Origin of the sequence: Micromonospora sp. C97 (genome assembly GCF_018070385.1) — a bacterium.
Taxonomy (GTDB): domain Bacteria; phylum Actinomycetota; class Actinomycetes; order Mycobacteriales; family Micromonosporaceae; genus Micromonospora; species Micromonospora parva.
On sequence record NZ_JAGPXU010000009.1, the window covers coordinates 1 to 18,363 of the forward strand.

Annotated in this window: 20 protein-coding genes; 12 read left to right on the plus strand and 8 right to left on the minus strand. The window is 71.2% G+C overall.

What is annotated here, in order from left to right; translation table 11 throughout:
- The first annotated feature begins 188 nt into the window (after positions 1-188).
- Positions 189-530: a helix-turn-helix transcriptional regulator gene (locus KBX26_RS14595; protein WP_030333934.1), complete on the plus strand. Its 342-nt coding sequence runs from the start codon at positions 189-191 to the stop codon at positions 528-530.
- A gap of 22 nt (positions 531-552) precedes the next feature.
- Here the strand turns inward: KBX26_RS14595 and argS are convergent, their stop codons facing one another.
- Positions 553-2,325 carry an arginine--tRNA ligase gene (argS, locus tag KBX26_RS14600; RefSeq protein WP_210865625.1) on the minus strand — a complete coding sequence of 591 codons (1,773 nt, stop codon included), beginning with the start codon at positions 2,323-2,325 and terminating at the stop codon, positions 553-555.
- 348 nt (positions 2,326-2,673) lie between these two features.
- Between argS and KBX26_RS14605 the strand changes: the two genes are divergently transcribed.
- Both KBX26_RS14605 and KBX26_RS14610 read left to right on the plus strand, forming a co-directional pair.
- On the plus strand, positions 2,674-3,438 hold the full coding sequence (locus tag KBX26_RS14605; protein ID WP_051708625.1) for a hypothetical protein: 765 nt from the start codon (positions 2,674-2,676) through the stop codon (positions 3,436-3,438).
- Positions 3,439-3,617: 179 nt separating this feature from the next.
- On the plus strand, positions 3,618-4,106 hold the full coding sequence (locus tag KBX26_RS14610; protein ID WP_210865626.1) for a nitroreductase/quinone reductase family protein: 489 nt from the start codon (positions 3,618-3,620) through the stop codon (positions 4,104-4,106).
- Between the two features lie 55 nt (positions 4,107-4,161).
- Here KBX26_RS14610 and KBX26_RS14615 read toward each other — a convergent pair whose 3' ends face one another.
- Entirely contained in the window at positions 4,162-4,545 is a 384-nt protein-coding gene (locus KBX26_RS14615) for a hypothetical protein (protein ID WP_030333927.1), read from the minus strand.
- Positions 4,546-4,946: 401 nt separating this feature from the next.
- Here KBX26_RS14615 and KBX26_RS14620 point away from each other — a divergent pair, with 401 nt between their 5' ends.
- Entirely contained in the window at positions 4,947-5,381 is a 435-nt protein-coding gene (locus KBX26_RS14620; protein ID WP_210865627.1) for a DUF6223 family protein, read from the plus strand.
- Positions 5,382-5,454: 73 nt separating this feature from the next.
- On the opposite strand, the gene KBX26_RS14625 is transcribed toward KBX26_RS14620, so the two are convergent.
- The 4 genes from KBX26_RS14625 to KBX26_RS14640 all read right to left on the minus strand — a co-directional run bounded on the left by KBX26_RS14625 (position 5,455) and on the right by KBX26_RS14640 (position 9,929).
- On the minus strand, positions 5,455-6,114 hold the full coding sequence (locus tag KBX26_RS14625) for a response regulator transcription factor (RefSeq protein ID WP_030333925.1): 660 nt from the start codon (positions 6,112-6,114) through the stop codon (positions 5,455-5,457).
- Positions 6,111-7,244 (minus strand): sensor histidine kinase, encoded by a 1,134-nt coding sequence (locus KBX26_RS14630; RefSeq protein WP_210865628.1) that lies wholly within the window; start codon positions 7,242-7,244, stop codon positions 6,111-6,113. The genes KBX26_RS14625 and KBX26_RS14630 overlap by 4 nt, the downstream gene beginning before the upstream one ends.
- Positions 7,245-7,310: 66 nt before the next feature.
- Entirely contained in the window at positions 7,311-9,191 is a 1,881-nt protein-coding gene (locus KBX26_RS14635) for an ABC transporter ATP-binding protein (RefSeq protein ID WP_210865742.1), read from the minus strand.
- 249 nt (positions 9,192-9,440) lie between these two features.
- The gene (locus KBX26_RS14640) at positions 9,441-9,929 is read right to left on the minus strand and encodes a MarR family winged helix-turn-helix transcriptional regulator (protein WP_210865629.1); all 489 of its coding nucleotides are present in this window, start codon (positions 9,927-9,929) and stop codon (positions 9,441-9,443) included.
- Between the two features lie 107 nt (positions 9,930-10,036).
- Between KBX26_RS14640 and KBX26_RS14645 the strand changes: the two genes are divergently transcribed.
- Genes KBX26_RS14645 through KBX26_RS14655 form a run of 3 tightly spaced genes read left to right on the plus strand, consistent with a single transcriptional unit; the run spans position 10,037 to position 12,849 of the window.
- A complete protein-coding gene (locus KBX26_RS14645; RefSeq protein WP_210865630.1) occupies positions 10,037-11,086 on the plus strand; it encodes an LLM class flavin-dependent oxidoreductase in 1,050 nt (349 codons plus the stop codon).
- Positions 11,079-12,107, plus strand: coding sequence for an LLM class flavin-dependent oxidoreductase (locus KBX26_RS14650; protein WP_030333914.1), 1,029 nt, complete (start codon positions 11,079-11,081; stop codon positions 12,105-12,107). Before KBX26_RS14645 ends, KBX26_RS14650 begins: the two co-directional genes overlap by 8 nt.
- Positions 12,108-12,132: 25 nt before the next feature.
- Entirely contained in the window at positions 12,133-12,849 is a 717-nt protein-coding gene (locus KBX26_RS14655; protein ID WP_210858690.1) for an NADPH-dependent F420 reductase, read from the plus strand.
- Between the two features lie 5 nt (positions 12,850-12,854).
- On the opposite strand, the gene KBX26_RS14660 is transcribed toward KBX26_RS14655, so the two are convergent.
- Together KBX26_RS14660 and KBX26_RS14665 are read right to left on the minus strand one after the other, a co-directional pair.
- The gene (locus tag KBX26_RS14660) at positions 12,855-13,574 is read right to left on the minus strand and encodes a tetratricopeptide repeat protein (protein WP_210865631.1); all 720 of its coding nucleotides are present in this window, start codon (positions 13,572-13,574) and stop codon (positions 12,855-12,857) included.
- Between the two features lie 14 nt (positions 13,575-13,588).
- Entirely contained in the window at positions 13,589-14,362 is a 774-nt protein-coding gene (locus KBX26_RS14665; protein ID WP_051708624.1) for a GNAT family N-acetyltransferase, read from the minus strand.
- Between the two features lie 202 nt (positions 14,363-14,564).
- Between KBX26_RS14665 and KBX26_RS14670 the strand changes: the two genes are divergently transcribed.
- The 5 genes from KBX26_RS14670 to KBX26_RS14690 all read left to right on the plus strand — a co-directional run bounded on the left by KBX26_RS14670 (position 14,565) and on the right by KBX26_RS14690 (position 18,358).
- Positions 14,565-15,011 carry an iron chaperone gene (locus tag KBX26_RS14670; RefSeq protein WP_030333908.1) on the plus strand — a complete coding sequence of 149 codons (447 nt, stop codon included), beginning with the start codon at positions 14,565-14,567 and terminating at the stop codon, positions 15,009-15,011.
- A gap of 138 nt (positions 15,012-15,149) precedes the next feature.
- On the plus strand, positions 15,150-15,665 hold the full coding sequence (locus KBX26_RS14675; protein WP_210865632.1) for a hypothetical protein: 516 nt from the start codon (positions 15,150-15,152) through the stop codon (positions 15,663-15,665).
- A gap of 3 nt (positions 15,666-15,668) precedes the next feature.
- Positions 15,669-16,475: an inositol monophosphatase family protein gene (locus tag KBX26_RS14680; protein ID WP_210858694.1), complete on the plus strand. Its 807-nt coding sequence runs from the start codon at positions 15,669-15,671 to the stop codon at positions 16,473-16,475.
- 106 nt (positions 16,476-16,581) lie between these two features.
- The gene (gene sodN, locus KBX26_RS14685) at positions 16,582-16,986 is read left to right on the plus strand and encodes a superoxide dismutase, Ni (protein WP_030333904.1); all 405 of its coding nucleotides are present in this window, start codon (positions 16,582-16,584) and stop codon (positions 16,984-16,986) included.
- 61 nt (positions 16,987-17,047) lie between these two features.
- Positions 17,048-18,358: a radical SAM protein gene (locus tag KBX26_RS14690; RefSeq protein ID WP_210865633.1), complete on the plus strand. Its 1,311-nt coding sequence runs from the start codon at positions 17,048-17,050 to the stop codon at positions 18,356-18,358.
- Positions 18,359-18,363: the final 5 nt, after the last annotated feature.

Genomic DNA, 18,363 nt, shown 5'->3' on the forward strand with positions numbered 1-18,363 from the left:
GGCCGGCCGGGCGGCCGCCGCCCCCCCCACCCCCCGCCCCGTCCGCCACCACGGACGTCGGCGTTCGACTCACGTTCGGTGGCGTCGTTGCGCCATCTGGACGCCATCGGAGGGCTGGTGTCGGTTTCTGCCGGTTTATTGATGGTGTTGGTGTCACTATGGCAGGCGTGGGAACTGCGAAAACTGCCATGCCTGCGATCTCGCCGCTCACCGGCGATCCCATCAAGCGGGCCGATGCCGAGCGGCTAGCGGGGGTGCTGAAGGCCTTCGCCGATCCGGCGCGACTCCGGTTGCTCAGCCTGATCCAGTCCGCGCCGGAGGGTGAGGCGTCAGTGAGTGACCTCACGTCGGCGCTCAATCTCTCTCAACCGACGGTGAGTCATCACCTTCGGATCCTCACCGAGGCCGGCCTGCTCGAACGCGACAAGCGTGGGGTCTGGGCGTACTACCGCCTGGTGCCCGCCGCGATCGCGCAGATCGCCGACCTGTTGACGCCACCCCGGAAGCGGGCGACGAAGCGGGCCCGCTGACCGGGGCCGGGGAGCCGGCCCGTCACATCCGCGCCAACGTTCGGATGCCGAGCAGGTCCAGCCCCTGCCGCAGGGTCCGGGCGGTCAGCCCGGCCAGCAGCAGCCGGCTCTCCCGCAGTTCGTCCGACGCGCGCAGCACCGGGCAGCGCTCGTAGAACGCGCTGAACGCGGTAGCCAGCCGGTGCAGGTACCCGGCGAGCTGGTGGAGTTCGAGGCTCCGCTCCACCTCGCCGACCACCCCGGCGAAGCCGAGCAGCTCGACCGCGAGCGCCCGCTCCGCCGGCTGCGCGAAGACGATCGGCGCGTCCGGCCGCGCGAGGACGATCGGCGCATCCGGCTGCGCGAGGACGATCGGCGCATCCGGCTGCGCGGCGGTCCCGGCCCGCCGCAGCACCGACCGGATCCGGGCGTACGCGTACTGGAGGTAGGGCGCGGTGTTGCCGTCCAGCGCGAGCATCCGCTCCCAGTCCAGGACGTAATCCTTGGTCCGGTCGACGGACAGGTCCGCGTACTTGATCGCGCCGATGCCCACCGCGCGGCCGATCTCGGCGGCGGCTTCGGTGTCCAGGTCCGGGTTTCTGCTGCGGGCCAGGTCGGTGGCGCGGGCGACCGCCTCCTCCAGCAGGCCGACCAGCTTCACCGACTCACCGGCCCGGCTACGCAGCATCCGACCGTCGGCGCCGAGGATGGACCCGAAGCCCAGATGCTCGGCCCGGACCGGTGGGTGGAGCCAACCGGCCGCCTCGGCGACGGCGAACACCATCGCGAAGTGCTGCCGCTGCGGCAGGCCGACGACGTACAGCAGCCGGGTCGCGCCCAGCTCGCCGACGCGCTGCCGCAGCGCGGCCAGGTCGGTGGCCGGATAGCCGTACCCACCGTCACTCTTGCGCACGATCAGCGGCAACGGCGCGCCGTCCCGGCCGGTGAACCCGGGCGGGAAGACGCACTCGGCCCCACCGCTGGGCCGCAGCAGCCCCAGCCGGTCCAGGTCGTCGACGACACCAGCGAGCAGATGGTTGTAGGCGCTCTCGCCCCGGAAGTCGTCGCCGGACAACCCCACGTCGAGCAGGTCGTACACGGTCAGGAAGTACCGCTCGGACTGCGTCACCAGCAGCCGCCACAGCCGCCGGGTCCGCTCGTCGCCGCCCTGCAACGCGACCACCCGCAGCCGGGACCGTTCCCGGAACGCCTCGTCTTCGTCGAACTTCACGCGGGCCGCCCGATAGAAGGTGTCCAGGTCGCCCATCGACAGGTGCTGCGCGGCCTCGGCCTCACCGAGGTCGATCAGGTGCTCGATCAGCATGCCGAACGGTGTCCCCCAGTCACCCAGGTGGTTGACCCGCACCACCCGGTGCCCGAGCCAGGTCAGCAGCCGCACCGCCGCGTCACCGATGACGGTCGAGCGGAGGTGCCCGACGTGCATCTCCTTCGCCACGTTGGGCGCCGAGTAGTCGACCACCACGGTCTGCGGCGTCGCCGTCGACGGCACGCCGAGCCGGGCGTCGCCCGCCAGCCCGGCGACCAGGTCGGCCAGCGCCCGGTCGGCGAGTGTCAGGTTGATGAAACCCGGCCCGGAGACCTCGGCCGACACGCCGATGTCGTCGAGCACCGCGTGGGCCAGCACCGCGCCGGCGATGTCCCGCGGCGGGCGACCGAGCCGCCGGGCCAGCGCCAGCGCCGCGTCGGACTGGAAGTCCGCGCGCCCGGACCGCCGCACCAGCGGGTCGACCGGGCCGCCGGCCACCGCCGCGAACGCCGGTGCCAGCCGGTCGGACAACAACTTTTCAAGATCCATGGGTACGCCGATCTCGCTCGGACCCGCGCTGTCACGCGAGCCGTTGACGGGGAGATGCGGGCGGACCGAGGACGACCAGCGAACGACCGGCGGCTCGATCCGCCGGTCGCAGGAACAGGTCAGCGCGGGCGGGCGACGGGTCGCCGGCGTCGCTCCGCACCGACCTGGACGTCACCCGACAGTCCGGTGGTGCGGTGAGCGATTACGCTGGTCATGCGGGGCAGCCTAGTGGCCCGGTCGATGTGACGACACCTCAATTCCGGTGGCCCGGTCGATCCCCGCGCCGCCTGGTGATCGTTTCGGTCGGCGCGGTGCTGGGCACCTTCCCGGCACAGACAAGGGGTGATGATGAGCCGATCCGTACCACTGCCACCGGCGCGTACCCGACGCTCGCTCGCGCTGCTCCCACTGCTCGGCACCATCGCGCTGGCCGCCGCCTGCACCACCACCGATGATCCGCCCGGCTCCGCACCGGCGACCACCGCACCGACGAGCGCGGCAACGTCAACGCCCCCGACGGAGTCACCATCTCCGAGCGCGAGCACCCGGGTGACCATCCCGACCTCGGCCTTCGTCGAGTTGCCCGCCGAGCTGCGGAAGTCTCCACGACGGACGACACCCGTCGAGGAGGCCCTGCCGACGCTGTGCGGCAACGAGTTCGGCACCGGCGGCCGGCAGGTCACCGCGAGCGCCGCGATGACCGTCACCTACCAGACGGCCGGCGAGCCCGCCAGCAACGTGCCGCAGGGGATGATCCACCAGACCATCTTCACCTTCGACGGCGCCGGAGCCTCGGCCTACCTGGACCGGCTTCGCACCGCCGTGCAGGCGTGTCCCTCCTACGAGCAGGCCGGAAACCGGGTCACCGTCAAGAGCGAGGTGCTGACCGGGGTCGGTGGCGAGGGGCTGCTGCTGACCCGGACCTGGCCGGAGACGAGCCTGAACGGCGAACGCACCGGCGGCACCGCGTCCAGCCAGATCGCCGTGGCCCGCGTCGACAGCGCGGTGACGGTCTTCAACGACCAGGGGTGGGAGGGCACCAGCGGCAACCCGGCCATCCTGGACCGGGTCGTGCGCGACGGCGTACGCGCCATCGACGCCTGGCAGCGGTAGCTCACCCGGCTGCCGCCGAGACGGGGCTTCCACCGATCGGTCCGTTCCTCGGTCGGATCATGGACAACAGGACGCAAGCTGTGCTCACGCCGGGAGACCTTGGGCTCTCGGTCCACAGTGGGGTTACCGGATACGGCAGCCTGCCGGGCCATCAGCAGTGGTCGGTGGAGGAGGTCGTCATGTCCGATGCTCAGGAGACGAAGGCACCGTGGCTGCCGCCGCGGTGGTTCATCCGGCTGGCCTGGTCGGTGCACCGGGGTCTGTACCGGGTCACCGGCAGCCGGGTCGGGCTGTGGCGGCCGCGCGAGCACCGCTGGGGCACGCTGCGACTGACCACCACCGGTCGCCGCACCGGCCAGCAGCGCAGCGTCATCCTCGCGTACTTCGAGGACGGCCCGAACCTGGTCGGGGTGGCGATGAACGGGTGGGGCGAGGGCGCCCCCGCCTGGTGGCTCAACCTGCAGGCCCACCCGGACGCGTCGGTGGACCTGGCCGACGGGCGGCGGCTGGTCCGCGGCCGGGCCGCCACCGCCGACGAGCGGGCGCGACTGTGGCCACGCTGGCGCGGGGCCGACAAGAACTTCGAGGCCCACGCGGCGCGGCGATCGTCGGAAACCACTGTGGTGGTGCTGGAGCCCAGATCGGGTGGCGACTCCTCAATGCAGTGACGCGGTTGTTGACCTCAACACCCCGGGTCCACGGGCTACCAGCGCTGCCACCCGGTCAACGGCCGAACGCGAGGTAGAGACCCAGGCCGAAGTTCACCACCAGGATGATCGCGCCGGCGACGGCAGACCAGCGCTGCCACGCCGTCCACCGGACCGTCCTCTGGGATTCGACGATGCCCGCCTCCTCCACCCGCACGGCGGCGATCCTCTCCCGCTCGCTGGTGTCCCGGCGGTCTGCGGTCATGTTGGCGCTGAACAGGGCGACGTTGGCGCGGAGCTCCTCGGTGAGAAATTGGAGAGCCTGCGTCATCGAGTCGATCGAACCATTGATCTTTCGCAGGTGCTCATCGTGCCCCTGTAGACGTTGCTCGATCCGACCCGCGTCGAGACCGCGGGCGTAGGCAGCCGCCTTTTCCTCGGTGTTCTCCGGACTTGTCATGGTGCCCTCGGCGTCGACGACGGCGCCGCGATCCCCCGCTGGGGCGGAATCTCCACGGCCGCTAGATGGCAGGGCCGGTGTCGAGGCGGGGTGCTTGTGAGAAGCATGGATGTCACCTCCTGAACCCGCACCACCTGGTCCGATGCATCAGTCGTACCACTCGCAGACCGTGAACGCCACTGCTCGGATCCGACAAAACCCCAGGTCAAGGGCCATTCCCGCTCAGCTCGCGCCGGGGTCGTGGGGCCGGGCAAGCCCGGGGAGACAACCGCGGCGGTACGCCGTTGCGAGCGCGTACATCCCGGGTGGTAGGCCCGTTGGCAACTCCGGCATGACGACTCGCGGGCGGTCCCGTTCCTACGCTGCCGCATGTAGTCGTCAGCCGACCGAGGGGAACCACGATGTCCGTCCGCCACCTGCTCGCCACCGCCGTAGCCGTCCCAATCGGGGGGATCACGCTCAGCGCGCCGGCAGCCGCGCACGCCTCGGCCCAGTCGACCGCAGCCGCTGCGCTCTCCATGAGCTCCGGGCGTCTCGGTGCCAGCGCCGCCGTCCTGCTGGGCCTGGCCGGCGCCGTCGTCGGGGGGCTGGCTCTGGCCCGCCCCGCCAGTCGCATCGGCACCGGCTCGGGCAGCCTCGGAGCCGTCCTGGCCCTGGCGGCGGGCCTGATCGGCTTGGCGCTCGGCGCGCTGGTGGTGGTCACCTCCGACGGCGGTGTCGGCACCGGCAACGGGCTGGGTGGGGCCTACGTGGCAGTGGTGGTCGGGGTGATCAGCGCGGCCCTCGGCGGGCTGGCGCTGGCCCGCGCCCGCCGCACCGACCGGCTGACCGCCTGACCGACCGGCTGACCGCCTGACCGATCAGGACGCCGGCCGGTGGCTCTGCCGGCCAGCCCGGAGGCGGTGGTCGCTAGCGGGTGAGCCAACCGGGCACGGTCAGGCCGGACTCGTAGGCGAGGATCACCAACTGGGCCCGGTCCCGGGCAGCAGCCTTGGTCATGATCCGGCTGACATGTGTCTTGGCGGTGGCCGGGCTCAGCACCAGTCGCGCGGCGATCTCGTCGTTGGACAGGCCGGCCGCGACCAGCGCCAGCACCTCCCGCTCCCGTTCGGTGAGCACGCTCAGTCGCGGCCCCGGGTCGGGATGCCCGGCCCGGGCCGCGAACTCGGCGATCAACCGACGGGTGATCGACGGCGCGATCAGCGCGTCGCCCCGGGCCACCACCCGCACGCCGTGGATCAACTCGGCCGGTTCGGTGTCCTTGACCAGAAAGCCGCTGGCGCCGGCCCGCAGCGCCCCGTAGACGTATTCGTCCAGGTCGAACGTGGTCAGGATGATGACCCGGGCGTCGGAGTTCCCGACGATCTCCCCGGTCGCGGCCAGGCCGTCCAGCCCGGGCATCCGGATGTCCATGAGCACGACATCCGGCCGCAGTTGCCGGGCGAGCCGCACCGCCTGCGCGCCGTCGGCAGCCTCGCCGACCACCTCGATGCCGTCCTCGCCGTCCAGGATGGATCGGAAACCGGCGCGGACCAGGGTCTGGTCGTCGACGAGCAGCAGCCGGATCATTCCCGCTCCCCCGCCGGGCCGGACCGCACCGGCAGCCGGGCACAGACCCGGAAGCCGCCGTCCGGCTGCGAGCCCGCGCTCAACGAACCGCCCAGTGCCCGCGCCCGCTCACGCATCCCGACGATCCCGCTGCCCGGCGTACCCGGTTGGCTGGTGCCGTCGTCCTCGACCTCCACGAGCACGTCGTCGTGGTCGGGTCGGACCCGGACCACGGCCGTGGTGGCACCCGCGTGCCGTGCCACGTTGGTGAGCGCCTCCTGGACGATCCGGTACACCGCCAGGTCGACCTCCGGTGGCAGCGACCGGGTCTCCGCCAACTCGGTGCGGATCTCCAACTCCGGCCGACCGGCCGTCCTGACGAGATCGTCGAGGTGGGACAGACCGGGTGCGGGCACTGCCGCCCCCGCACCCTCTTCCCGCAGTACGCCGAGCGTCGCGCGCAACTCGTGCAGGGTCTCCTTGCTGGCCTGTTTGATCGCGGTGAGGGCCTGCTCGGACCGGACCGGATCGGGCCGGTGCAACGCGGCGCTGGCCTGCACGTTGATCAGTGACAGGTGGTGGCCGAGCACGTCGTGCAGTTCCCGGGCTATGCGCAGCCGCTCCTCGGTGGCCCGCCGCCGGGCCTCCTCCTCCATCCGCTGCTCGGCGGCGGCCGCTCGGGCCTGCGCCTCGGCGAGGTAGGCGCGACGGTTGCGGGTCACCCCGACGATGACCGCGACGAGCCAGCCCGCGTGCAGCAGTGTCGCCCCGTTCATGCTGGTCGGGGACCGGTTGTAGCTGTCCGCCACGGCGAAGGCGATCACCGAGGCGAGACCCAGCCCGATGGCGACCGCGAGATACCCCTCGTCGACGACGGTGTAGAGCGCCACGACGAATACCAGCATGATCGGGCCGGGCCGGTGCAGCAGCACCCCGTACGCGCCGACGGCGGCCAGCGCCACGACGCCCACCGGCACCGGGTGACGCCGGCGGACGTACAGCGCGCCGGACGAGAGCAGCACCACCGGCAGGGCCGCCCATTCGGCGGTGGTGTCGAGGCCGCGCGACTGCACCACCAGGCCCACGAGGGCGATCAGGCCGACGACGAGCACCAGGGCCGTGTTCGCCGAACGGCCGCGCCACCCTGACATGCGCGGAAGCCTAGCCGCTCGGCGGGGAACGGGAGAAGGTCTGACCCGGGGCTGGCGATGGCGTCCTCAGTGGGAGCTCGGTGCGGGCCGGTGGCCGTCCCTCAGCTTCGCGTCGTAGCCGGCGGCCTGGAGGGCGAACAGTTCGGCGTACCGGCCGCCGGTGGCGACGAGGTCGGCGTGTGAGCCGGCCTCGACCAGTCGGCCGTGGTGCAGGACGAAGATCCGGTCGGCGTGCCGGACGTTGGCGAGCCGGTGCGTGATGAGGATCGTGGTGGCGCGACCTCTGCGGTCCCGAATGGCCTGGAACAGGGCATCCTCGGCGCGCGGATCGAGCGCGGAGGACGGCTCATCCATGATCAGCAGTTCGGCGTCGCGCAGGAAGCCGCGGGCCGCGGTGATGCGTTGCCACTGCCCACCGGAGAGGTCCTGACCGCGCGCGAAGGTCCGGTCGAGCAGTGTCTCGTACCCGTGCGGAAGTTCGTTGATCATGTCGTGGGCGACCGCGCGGCCGGCGGCGGCCTCGATGCGATCCTGCCGGGCCTCGCTGTCGACGTCGCCGATGGCGATGTTCGTGGCCGCGGTGAACGGCCACTTGTGGTATTCCTGCGTCACGACCGCGATCCGGGCCCGCAGCCCGTCGACGTCGAGCTCCGACAACGGGCGGCCGTTCCACTCGATACCGCCAGCGGTAGGCACGCGCAGGCCGGCGATCATCGCGGCGAGGGTGGTCTTGCCCGAGCCGTTCTCCCCGACGAACGCGACCGTCTGCCCGGCGGTGATCGTCAACGTGACGCCGTCGACGGCCGGGGTGTCCCGGTCGGGATAGCGCAGGCTCACCCCGTTGACCGTCAACTCCCGCAGCCGGCCCGGGGCGGCCCCGGCTTCGTCGTCGGCGTTGCCCGGCAGGTAGGCGTCAGCGCGGGTCATGAAGCCGGTGTAGTCGCCGAAGTGCTGCCCCTCGGTGTAGACGTGGTCGACCTGGAAGGTTGCGATGGCCAGGGACCGTTGCGCGGACTGCACCGCGATGACGCAGGTCGCCGCCGCGGCGAGCGGGATCTGCCCGTCCAGGAGCAGCAACCCGAGCAGGGCGTAGACGGTGCCGGTGGCGAGGCCACCGATGATCGCTCCGACAGTGGTGGTCGTGGTGACGCGCCGGGCCAGGGCGAGCTGGATGTCGGTCTCCACCCGCATCACCCGGTCGTACTGGTCGAGCAGGAACCGGCGCAGACCGTACGAGCGCAACTCCGGTGCCGAGGCACGTTCGGCCATCAACTTGTGCAGCAGCCACAGTCGACGTCGGCGCACCGATCCGGCGGTGTACGTCTGGTAGCGCAGATGCCCGGCCCGCAACGACGCCCATGCCGTAGGCACCGTGGCGACCAGCAGCGCCAGCAGCAGCAGCGGATGGATGATGATGACGGCAGCCGCCACGGCGAGCAGGCCGGCCAGCCCGGCGAGCAGGTTCATCGACGCCTGCACCAGCCCGATCGTCGACTCGGTGCCCCGCGAGGCGCGTTCCATGTCGTCGGCGAACGCGTCCGCGTCGAACGCCTCCAACCGGACCGCTGTGGACACCTCGAACAGGCCCCGCTCCACCTCCCGGCTCACCCGGGGCGTCAGCCCGTTCTGCGCGTACCCGGTGGCGATGCCCATCCCGGCGCGGAGCGCGACCGTCACGGCCAGCACGACCAGCGCGGGCAGTGCCGCCCGCACCTTGTCCGGTGTCGGCCCGCCGGCGAACAACTCCACCAGCACCCGCTGCGTGGCCAGCAGTCCGAAGGCCGCCATCACCCCCGCGCCGACGGTGGCCACAGCCACCACACCGGTACGGAGCCGGTCCGCGCGCCAACTGATGCCGAGTGCGGTCCACACCAACCTGGGCAACTCCGCGAAGACGGCGAAGACGCCGGCCTCGGCGCGCGCCCGCACCCCCGTCTCCCACCACATCTCCCGCAGTTCCGGCAGCACCGATTCGGTACGTCCCGGGCGGGACTGCTCTGGCCCGACCCGGTGGGCCTCTGCGGTGGCGGTCTCGCTCATGGACGTACCTCCCGGGCGGCGCGGCCGACGCCGTCCCCCGCGGGCGGGCGGGGTGGCGGCTTTCTGGAGGATTGGACCACCCGGACGTAGCTGTCGGCAATCGCCCGCGCACTTACAGTTATGAATGCGATAGTGCCGGGGAGCCGCCCTGGCGTGTCACTCCGCGCGCAGGGCGTCGAGGCGCGCTCGCAGTGCCGTGGCGATCTCGCCCGCCGCGACGATCTGGTCCGGGGTGAGGGCGTCGACGAAGAGTTCACGGATGGCGCGCAGGTGCGGAAAGGTGGCGCCCTTGAACGCCTCGGCGCCGGCTGTCGTGAGCAGCACCTCGGCGCCACGGGGCACCGTCGCGCACTCCTGGCGGCGGATCAGGCCGCGCCGTTCCATCCGCCCGAGGTGGTGCGAGAGGCGGCTCCGCTCCCACCCGATGTGCGCGGCGAGTTCGGACGACCGCATCGCCTGACCCTGCGCCTCGCTGAGGGCGAGGAGCACGGCGTAGTCGCCCGTCGAGAGCGAGGAGTCGCTCTGCAACCGGGACTCGAGCCGGGAGCCGAGCGCTGCCGTCGTCTCGATGAAGTCCCGCCAGATCCGCAGCTCGTCGGCGGTGGGGAGCTGGCGCCCCCGCCGGGCCGGTGTGGCGTCCGTCATCTCACTCTCCTGGGAATTGACGTGTCAATTGCCAAGTTAGCATCATTGACACGTCAACCGGTAGGTCTGCTTCCGCAGCTCGCCGGCTGAGCACCGAGGAGGGGACGATGGCAGCTGCAGACTTCGAGCTGGGGCTGAACTCGTTCGGGGAGGTCGCCACCGACGGCGACCGGACCCTGAGCGACGCCGAGACCGTACGGCTACTCGTCGACGAGGCACGGCTCGCCGAGTCGGCCGGACTCGACGTGTTCAGCGTCGGTGAGCACTACCGCGAGGGACACAACGACTCGGCGGCACCCGTGCTGCTGGCGGCGGCCGCGACGGCGACCGAGCGAATTCGTCTCGGCACCTCGGTCACCGTGCTCAGCACCAACGACCCGGTGCGGCTCTACCACGAGTTCTCCACCCTCGACGCCGTCTCCAACGGCCGGGCCCAGTTGATCCTCGGCCGCGCCTCGGCAACCGAGTCGTTCCCGTTGTTCGGTTACGACCTCGCCGACTACGAGCGGTTGTTCGAGGAGAAGCTGGACCTCTTCCTGCGGCTGCGACAGGACGAACCGGTCACCTGGTCCGGCACGGTACGAAGCCCGCTCACCGCGCAGCGGCTGCACCCACGGATGCCCGCCGGCGGCATCCCGACCTGGATCGGGGTCGGGGGAAGCCCGAACTCGGTCATCCGCGCCGCCCGGCACGGACTTCCGCTCATGCTCGCGATCATCGGCGGGCGTCCGCAGCGCTTCGCCGGCCACGTCGACCTCTACACCAGGGCGCTCGAACAGTTCGGGCATACCCTGCCGCCAATCGGGCAGCACTCCCTCGGCCTGGTCGCGGACACCGACGAGGAGGCGGTCGAGACGTGGTGGCGGTACTGGCAGCCGGTCGCGGCAGCCCTGGCCGCCGAACGTGGCTTCTACAAACCGGACCGCGCGCGCTACGAGGCCGAAATCGACCACGGGGCGCTGTTCGTCGGCTCACCCGAGACGGTGGCGCAGAAGATCGCCACCGTCGCTCGCGACCTGCGGCTGAGCCGCTTCGACCTGAAGTACGACATCATGCACCTGCCCCGCGAGGCCCGTGCGCGCACGATCCACCTGCTGGGCAGTGCGGTCGCGCCACGGGTCCGGGAGCTGCTGGCGAAGGAGCCCAACCATGTCTGATCTCTTGTTCGGCCTTGACACGTTCGGTGACGTACCGCAGGACGACGCCGGCAATCTCGTCTCCCACGCGGCGGCGATCCGGCAGGTCGTCGACGAGGCGGTGCTCGCCGACCAGCTCGGGGTCGACGTCATCGCCCTGGGCGAGCACCACCGTCCGGAGTACTCCGTCTCCACACCGGAGACGGTGCTGGCCGGCATCGCCACCCGCACCTCGCGGATCCGGTTGGCCTCCGGCGTGACAGTGCTCAGTTCGGACGACCCGGTGCGGGTGTTCCAGCGCTTCGCCACCGTGGACGCGCTGTCGAACGGCCGGGCCGAGGTCATCCTCGGCCGCGGCTCGTTCACCGAGTCGTTCCCGTTGTTCGGTTACGACCTGCGCGACTACGACACGCTGTTCGAGGAGAAGATCGACCTGTTCGTGAAGTTGCTGGACGAGAAACCGGTCACCTGGAGCGGCACCCTGCGTGCCCCGCTGGAGAACGCCGACGTCTTCCCGAAGACCGAGTCGGGTCGCCTGGACACCTGGGTCGGCGTGGGCGGCTCGCCGCAGTCGGTCGTCCGCACCGCCCAGTACGGGCTTCCGCTCATGCTCGCCATCATCGGCGGCGCCCCCGACCGCTTCGCGCCCTACATCGACCTCTACCGCCGGGCCGCCGCGCAACTCGGCACCACCGCGCACCCGGTCGGGATGCACTCGCCCGGCTTCATCGCCGACACCGACGAGGAGGCCAAGGAGATCTACTGGCCGCACTACCGGATCATGCGGGACCGGATCGGCAAACTGCGGGGTTGGCCGCCGATCCGCCGCCAGGAGTTCGACTCCGAGGTGGAGAACGGCTCCCTCTACATCGGTTCACCGGAGACGGTGGCCCGCCGCATGGCCCGGGCGATCCGCAGCCTCGGCGTCGGCCGGTTCGACCTCATCTACTCGGCCGGAGCACAGCCGGCGAGCGCCCGCATGCGCGCCGTGGAACTGTACGGCTCGAAGGTGATCCCCATGGTCCGCGAACTGCTGGCCTGACCGCACTTCCCCGCGAGAGGACGACATGACCGACAACGACCGAAGCCGGCCTGCCACCCTCGGCATCCTCGGTGCCGGCAAGGTGGGCACCGTGCTCGCCCGGCTCGCCGTCGCCGCCGGCTACCGGGTACGGGTAGCCGGCTCCGGCGACCCGGCGAAGATCGCCCTCACCGTCGAGGTGCTCGCCCCGGGGGCCGAGGCCACCACCGCGCTGGACGCGGCGACCGACGCCGACATCGTCGTCCTCGCCCTACCCCTGGGCAAGCACCGCAGCATCCCCGCCGAGGCGTTGCGTGGCAAGCTCGTCGTCGACGCCATGAACTACTGGTGGGAGATCGACGGCATCCGCGACGACCTCACCGACCCGCGTACCTCGTCGAGCGAGATCGTCCAGGCGTTCCTGTCCGGCTCCCGGGTGGTGAAGGCGTTCAACCATATGGGTTATCACGACCTGGAGGACGAGGCCCGACCGGCCGGGGTGGCCGGGCGCAAGGCCATCGCGATCGCCGGCGACGACAGCGCCGACGTCGCCGAGGTGTCGACACTGGTGGACGCGCTCGGCTTCGATCCGGTCGTCGCCGGCCCGCTGGCCGAGGGGGTACGACTCGAACCGGGCAGCGAGTTGTTCGGCGCCAACGTGAGCGCCGACGAGGTCCGCGCGATGCTCGACCGCTTCCCGGAGTCGGAGCGGGGACGGGTCGTCACCGCCGCCCGAGCCTCGACCTCACCCGGGGCCGCCTAGCGCGGCTACGCGGCGAAGGCCGCCCTCGGTTCGAGGAGCTGGCCGACGGCGTACTCCTCGTCGAAGGCGGCCGGGCCGAGCGCTTCGACCGCGGCGGCGCGCATCCGGGCGAGGTCCGCCGCGTCGTCCGGGTCCGGCACCTGGCCGAGCGCCGCGAACGCGGCATCCGCGACGCCGATCATCCGCGCCGCCCGCAGGTGATCTCCCTCGGCGGTCGCGAGCGCGGCGCCCGCGACGCAGACGTACGGCACGAAGTCGGCCCAGCCGTTGTCGAACACCCGCTCGCGGTTCTCGGCGAACAGCGTCCGCGCCACGTCGAGGTTGCCCAGCCCCAGCTCGCAGAACGCCAGGTTGTGATACTCGGAGTTGACGGTCTTGGGTTGGCCGAGCGTCTCGTTGAGCGCGATGCTCTCCCGGTACAGCTCCCGCGCCCGAACCAGGTCGCCGGACATCCGCGCGACGCCGGCCAGCACGTGCCTCGGCCGTTCCTCGAGGGCGCGGTCGCCGGAGCGCATCGCCACCGCCAGGGCCTCGCGCGCCCGGGCCGCCCCGCCCGCCAGGTCGCCGCCGCGGATGGCGACCCGGGCGAGGCTGTAGCGGGCCTCCACCTCACCCGCCGGGTCGCCGGCCGCCCGCGCCCGCTCGATCTCGGCCTCGCTCATCCGCACCACGGCGTCGGTCTCGCCCCGCCGGAAGGCCGAACGCACGTTCTCACTGAAGCTCATGGCCTTCTCCCCCGTCACGCTTCGCTCGGTCGCGCCGTCAACATGGTCCAGTTCTGCACGAGCGCGAAGCCCATCGACTCGTAGAGCGGCCGGCCCATCGGGCTGCTGTGCAGGTAGGCGATGTCCGCGCCGGCCGCGATGCCGTCGCGCAGCACCGCTTCGGTGAGCGCCCGGCCGAGGCCACGACCCCGGGCGGACGGTACGACGCCGATGTTGAACACACCGACCACGCCGGCGGCCCGCATGCCGAGGGCGGTGCCGACGGGACGGCCGGACTCCTCGGCCAGATAGCCGGTCACGCCGTCGGTGTCGAGCACCGCGCCGCCCATCAGCGAGCCGAAGACGCCGACGGGCACCTCGAAGCTCTCGGCGAAAGCAGCGGTGTACGTGTCGCTCTCGGCGGCGCCGACAGGGCGTACCAGGGTCTGCTGGGTCGAGCCGGTCCGGAACACGATGTCGTCGGTGGCGCAGGCCAACAGCGGGAGGGCGCCGCGTTCGGTGAGCCCGTGCCGGGCCGCGAGCTCGGCGATCCCGGCGCTGGGCTCACCCCGGACGATGATCGACCAGTGCCGGACCTGCGCGCGGACCTCGGTTGCCAACTCGTCGAGCGAGCCGAGGTCCGGGTCCGTGGTCAGGTCGAAAACCCCGTTGAGCGACGCGATGCCGGTGCGGGTGACCCCCGCGCGAGCGGTGCCGCGTTCGGCGTACCAGCCCTTCGGTGTCACCCGGCAGAGTGTCTCGATGGCGTCGGAGTACGCCGTCGCCAACCGGTCGGCGGTGGTGCTCATGCCTGGTCCCCCCATGGAACTGTCCCGACGAGTCCGTCAACCTAGCCAGCAATCCGTTAGACCAGCAAACGTGACGATTCGGGCAGTCGGCGGCGCTTCGTACCGATCAGGAATCGAGAAGCCCCGGGGCCGACGTCCGGCCTAGCCTTTTCCCAGAACGGCCGGCGGCACGCCGAGCCGGACGACGAGAGGGAGACCGCCCATGTCCACGAAGACCACCACCGAGTCCGACGGCTTCACCGCCGAGGAGCGCGCCGCGATGAAGGAGCGCGCCGCCGAGCTGCGCGCCGAGGGCAAGAAGGGTGCCAAGAAGGCCGACGGGCTCCAGGCGGTCCTCGACCGGATCGCGCAGATGGAGCCGGAGGATCGGGCGCTCGCCGAGCGCGTGCACGTGACGGTGACCGCCGCCGCCCCGGACCTGACGCCCAAGACCTGGTACGGGATGCCCGCCTACGCGAACGCGGACGGCAAGATCGTGGTCTTCTTCCAGGACTCCGGGAAGTTCAACTACCGGTACTCGACGCTGGGCTTCCAGGACACCGCCAACCTCGACGACGGCGACATGTGGCCGGCGTCGTACGCGCTGCAGAAGTGGAGCCCCGCCGTGGAGAAGAAGATCACCGAGCTGGTGCGGGCAGCGGTTTCCTGATCGTCCCGGTAACCGCCTGGATCGGGGCGACCACAGTGGCCGAGCGGCCAGAGGTGAGCGATGATCGGGGCCGGCGACCGAGGGAGACACAGTGCGGACGATGTGGCGCGGACCGTCAGCGGCGACACGAGCAGCCCGGTGACGGCCCGAGCGGGTGAGGCGTTCGACACCGCTCGGGCGGTCTCCCACGTCGAGTCGTTGCTCGCCGTCGAGCTGCCCACGGACGGCGAGCCGATCAGCGAGGGCGACCCGGCCACCGGTGAGTGGACCGGCACCCGGGGGGCGGGTTTCCAGATCATTCCGCTCTGGGAGAGCGACGACCTCGTCGGTGTGTACGGCGCCGAGTGGAACGAGGCCGAGGAGGTCGCCACGGCGAACCTGACCCTTGTCGTCGGTGAACTTGACCGCCGTTGGGGCCCGCACCGCAGGGTGTCCATGCACGTACCGCTGTTCCGCAAGCAGGCCGGCGCACCGATGCCGGCGCTGTTCCAGTCCCTGAGCGACATGGACTGCTACGGCGACCTCACCGTGTGGGGGCCGACGGCGGCCGAGGGCCGGTGGGTCGCGGTCTCGGTCAACCAGTGCGACGGCGACGCCCCGATGATCATGATCGCGGTGGTCAGTCGGTTCGCGATCACCGAACTGCCGGAGTGACACGTGTCGATCACCGACCAGGCCGTGGCCATCGCGGCGGCGGAGGCCGGCGCGGCAGTCGTCCGCGCGCGATTCGGGTCGCCGCTGACCCGCTTCATGAAGATCGGAAACGACTTCGCCACCACCGTCGACATCGAGGCGGAGGAGGCCATCCTCGGCGTCCTGCGCGGGGCGCGCCCCGACGACCTCGTGGTGGGCGAGGAGAGCGGGCGCACGGGCACCGGCGACAACGGCCGCACCTGGCTTGTCGATCCGCTCTGCGGCACGGCGAACTACGCCGCCCGCACCACGCTCGTGTCGGTCAACGTCGCGCTGCTCACCGGGACGGGCTGCGCCGTGGCCGCGTCGGCGGACCCGTTCAGCGGTGAGGTGTTCTGGACCGACGGCGGTGCCGCGTACGTCCGCCTCGCGGGCACCGACGAGCGGCTCGTGCCGTCGGCCGAGTCGAGGCTGGTCGACGTCAACCTCGACCCGCCGTTCCCCAGCCGGGACGTCTTCCTGGCCGCCCGGATGCTCGCCGACGAGGACTTCATCGAGCAGTTCCACCCCCGGGTGGTCTCCACCAGCCTGGCCGTTGCGTGGGTCGCCGCCGGTCGCCGCGCCGCCTACCTGACGGACCGCCACGACCTGAGCCGCAGCGTGCACTTCGCGGCCGGAATCGCGCTCTGCCAGGCGGCCGGTTGCGTGGTCACCGGGCTCGACGGCGAACCGCTGCACACCGGTGGGAACGGTCTCGTGGTGGCCGCTGACGAGCGGACACACGCCGCCCTGCTGACACTCGTCCGGAGGCAGCGCCCCGGACCAGCATGACACTTGACATGAAGTGGGGTTGAGGTTCTAGCGTCCCTAGATGATCACGTCCGGGCCGTCGCGTCCGGACGTCCGTCAGCCGAGCGCCACCGTCGGAGGGAATCTGATGCACCTGCCCCGCCCGCTCCGCCCGCGTACCGTCGCGAGCGCCCACTGCGACCTGCCGTGCGGCGTCTACGACCCGGCCCAGGCCCGCATCGAGGCCGAGTCGATCAAGGCGATCTCCGAGAAGTACCAGGCCAGCGACGACCCGGAGTTTCGCACCCGCTCCCTGCTCATCAAGGAGCAGCGAGCCGAGCTGGTCAAGCACCACCTCTGGGTCCTCTGGACCGACTACTTCAAGGCGCCGCACTTCGAGAAGTACCCCCAGCTGCACGGCCTGTTCAACGAGGCGACGAAGCTGGCGGGTGCCGGCGGCGCGAAGGGCGCCGCGGACCCGGCGGTCGCCGAGCAGCTCCTCGGGAAGATCGAGGAGATCTCGAAGATCTTCTGGGAGACCAAGCAGAGCTGAGCAGCCGGTACCGGGTGGCGCAGGCCACCCGGTTCGGGGTACCACGTTCGGGAGGAACCGCATGACGTCGCGCACCGACCTCGTCGAAGAGTTGATGAGCCGTTTCCCACACGTGCCGCGGGAGGCGGTCCTCAAGGAGGACCTGCTGCGGGGCGGGCTCGCCTTCGACGACGCGGCACTGACCGACAACGAACACGGCGACGTCAAGCCGAAGTCGTACTTCATCTTCTCCTTCGACCACCGGACGCTGCCGGAGCTGGGCACGGCCGCGCTGCGCCGACCGCCGGAGGAGATCGTGCTCACCGGGGGTCCGTACGAGCTACGCCGGACCGTCGTCTCGGTCCGCACCAACCCCAGTTCGCCGTACCGGGTCGCCACCGACGGCGACGGTCGACTGCGCCTGTTCCTGGACGGGCGGCCGATCGCCGATGTCGGGTTGCCACCGATGCCGGCGTACTACCGCCACACGCTCGCCAACGGCAAGTCGGTGATGGAGGTCGCCCCGACGATCCAGTGGGGCTATCTCATCTACCTCACCGCGTTCCGGGTCTGTCAGTACTTCGGCGCCAAGGAGGAGTGCCAGTACTGCGACATCAACCACAACTGGCGGCAGCACAAGCAGGCCGGCCGCCCCTACACCGGGGTCAAGCCCGTGGACGAGGTCCTTGAGGCCTTGGAGATCATCAACCGGCACGACACCGACCGCGCGTCGCAGGCGTACACGCTGACCGGCGGCAGCATCACCTCGCAGGTCAACGGGCTCACCGAGGCCGACTTCTACGGCCGGTACGCGCAGGCGATCGAGGAGCGTTTCCCGGGCCGCTGGATCGGCAAGGTGGTGGCCCAGGCGCTGCCCCGAGCCGATGTGCAGCGGTTCCACGACTACGGGATCCGCATTTACCACCCCAACTACGAGGTGTGGGACAAGCGGTTGTTCGAGTTGTACTGCCCGGGCAAGGAGCGCTACGTCGGTCGGGAGGAGTGGCACCGGCGCATCCTCGACTCCGCCGAGGTGTTCGGCCCGCGCAACGTGATCCCGAACTTCGTGGCGGGCGTCGAGATGGCCGCCCCGCACGGCTTCACCAGCGTCGACGAGGCGATCGCCTCCACCGCTGAGGGGCTCGACTACTTCATGTCCCGGGGGATCACGCCCCGGTTCACCACCTGGTGCCCGGAGCCCACCACCCCGCTCGGCCGGACGAACCCGCAGGGCGCGCCGCTCGAATACCACGTCCGCCTGCTGGAAGTCTACCGGGCGACGATGGAGGCGCACGGTCTTTCCAGCCCGCCCGGGTACGGTCCGGCCGGGCCGGGGCGAGCGGTCTTCTCGGTCAGCTCCTTCATGGACACCCTGCCGTCGACTGATTCGTGACGGCC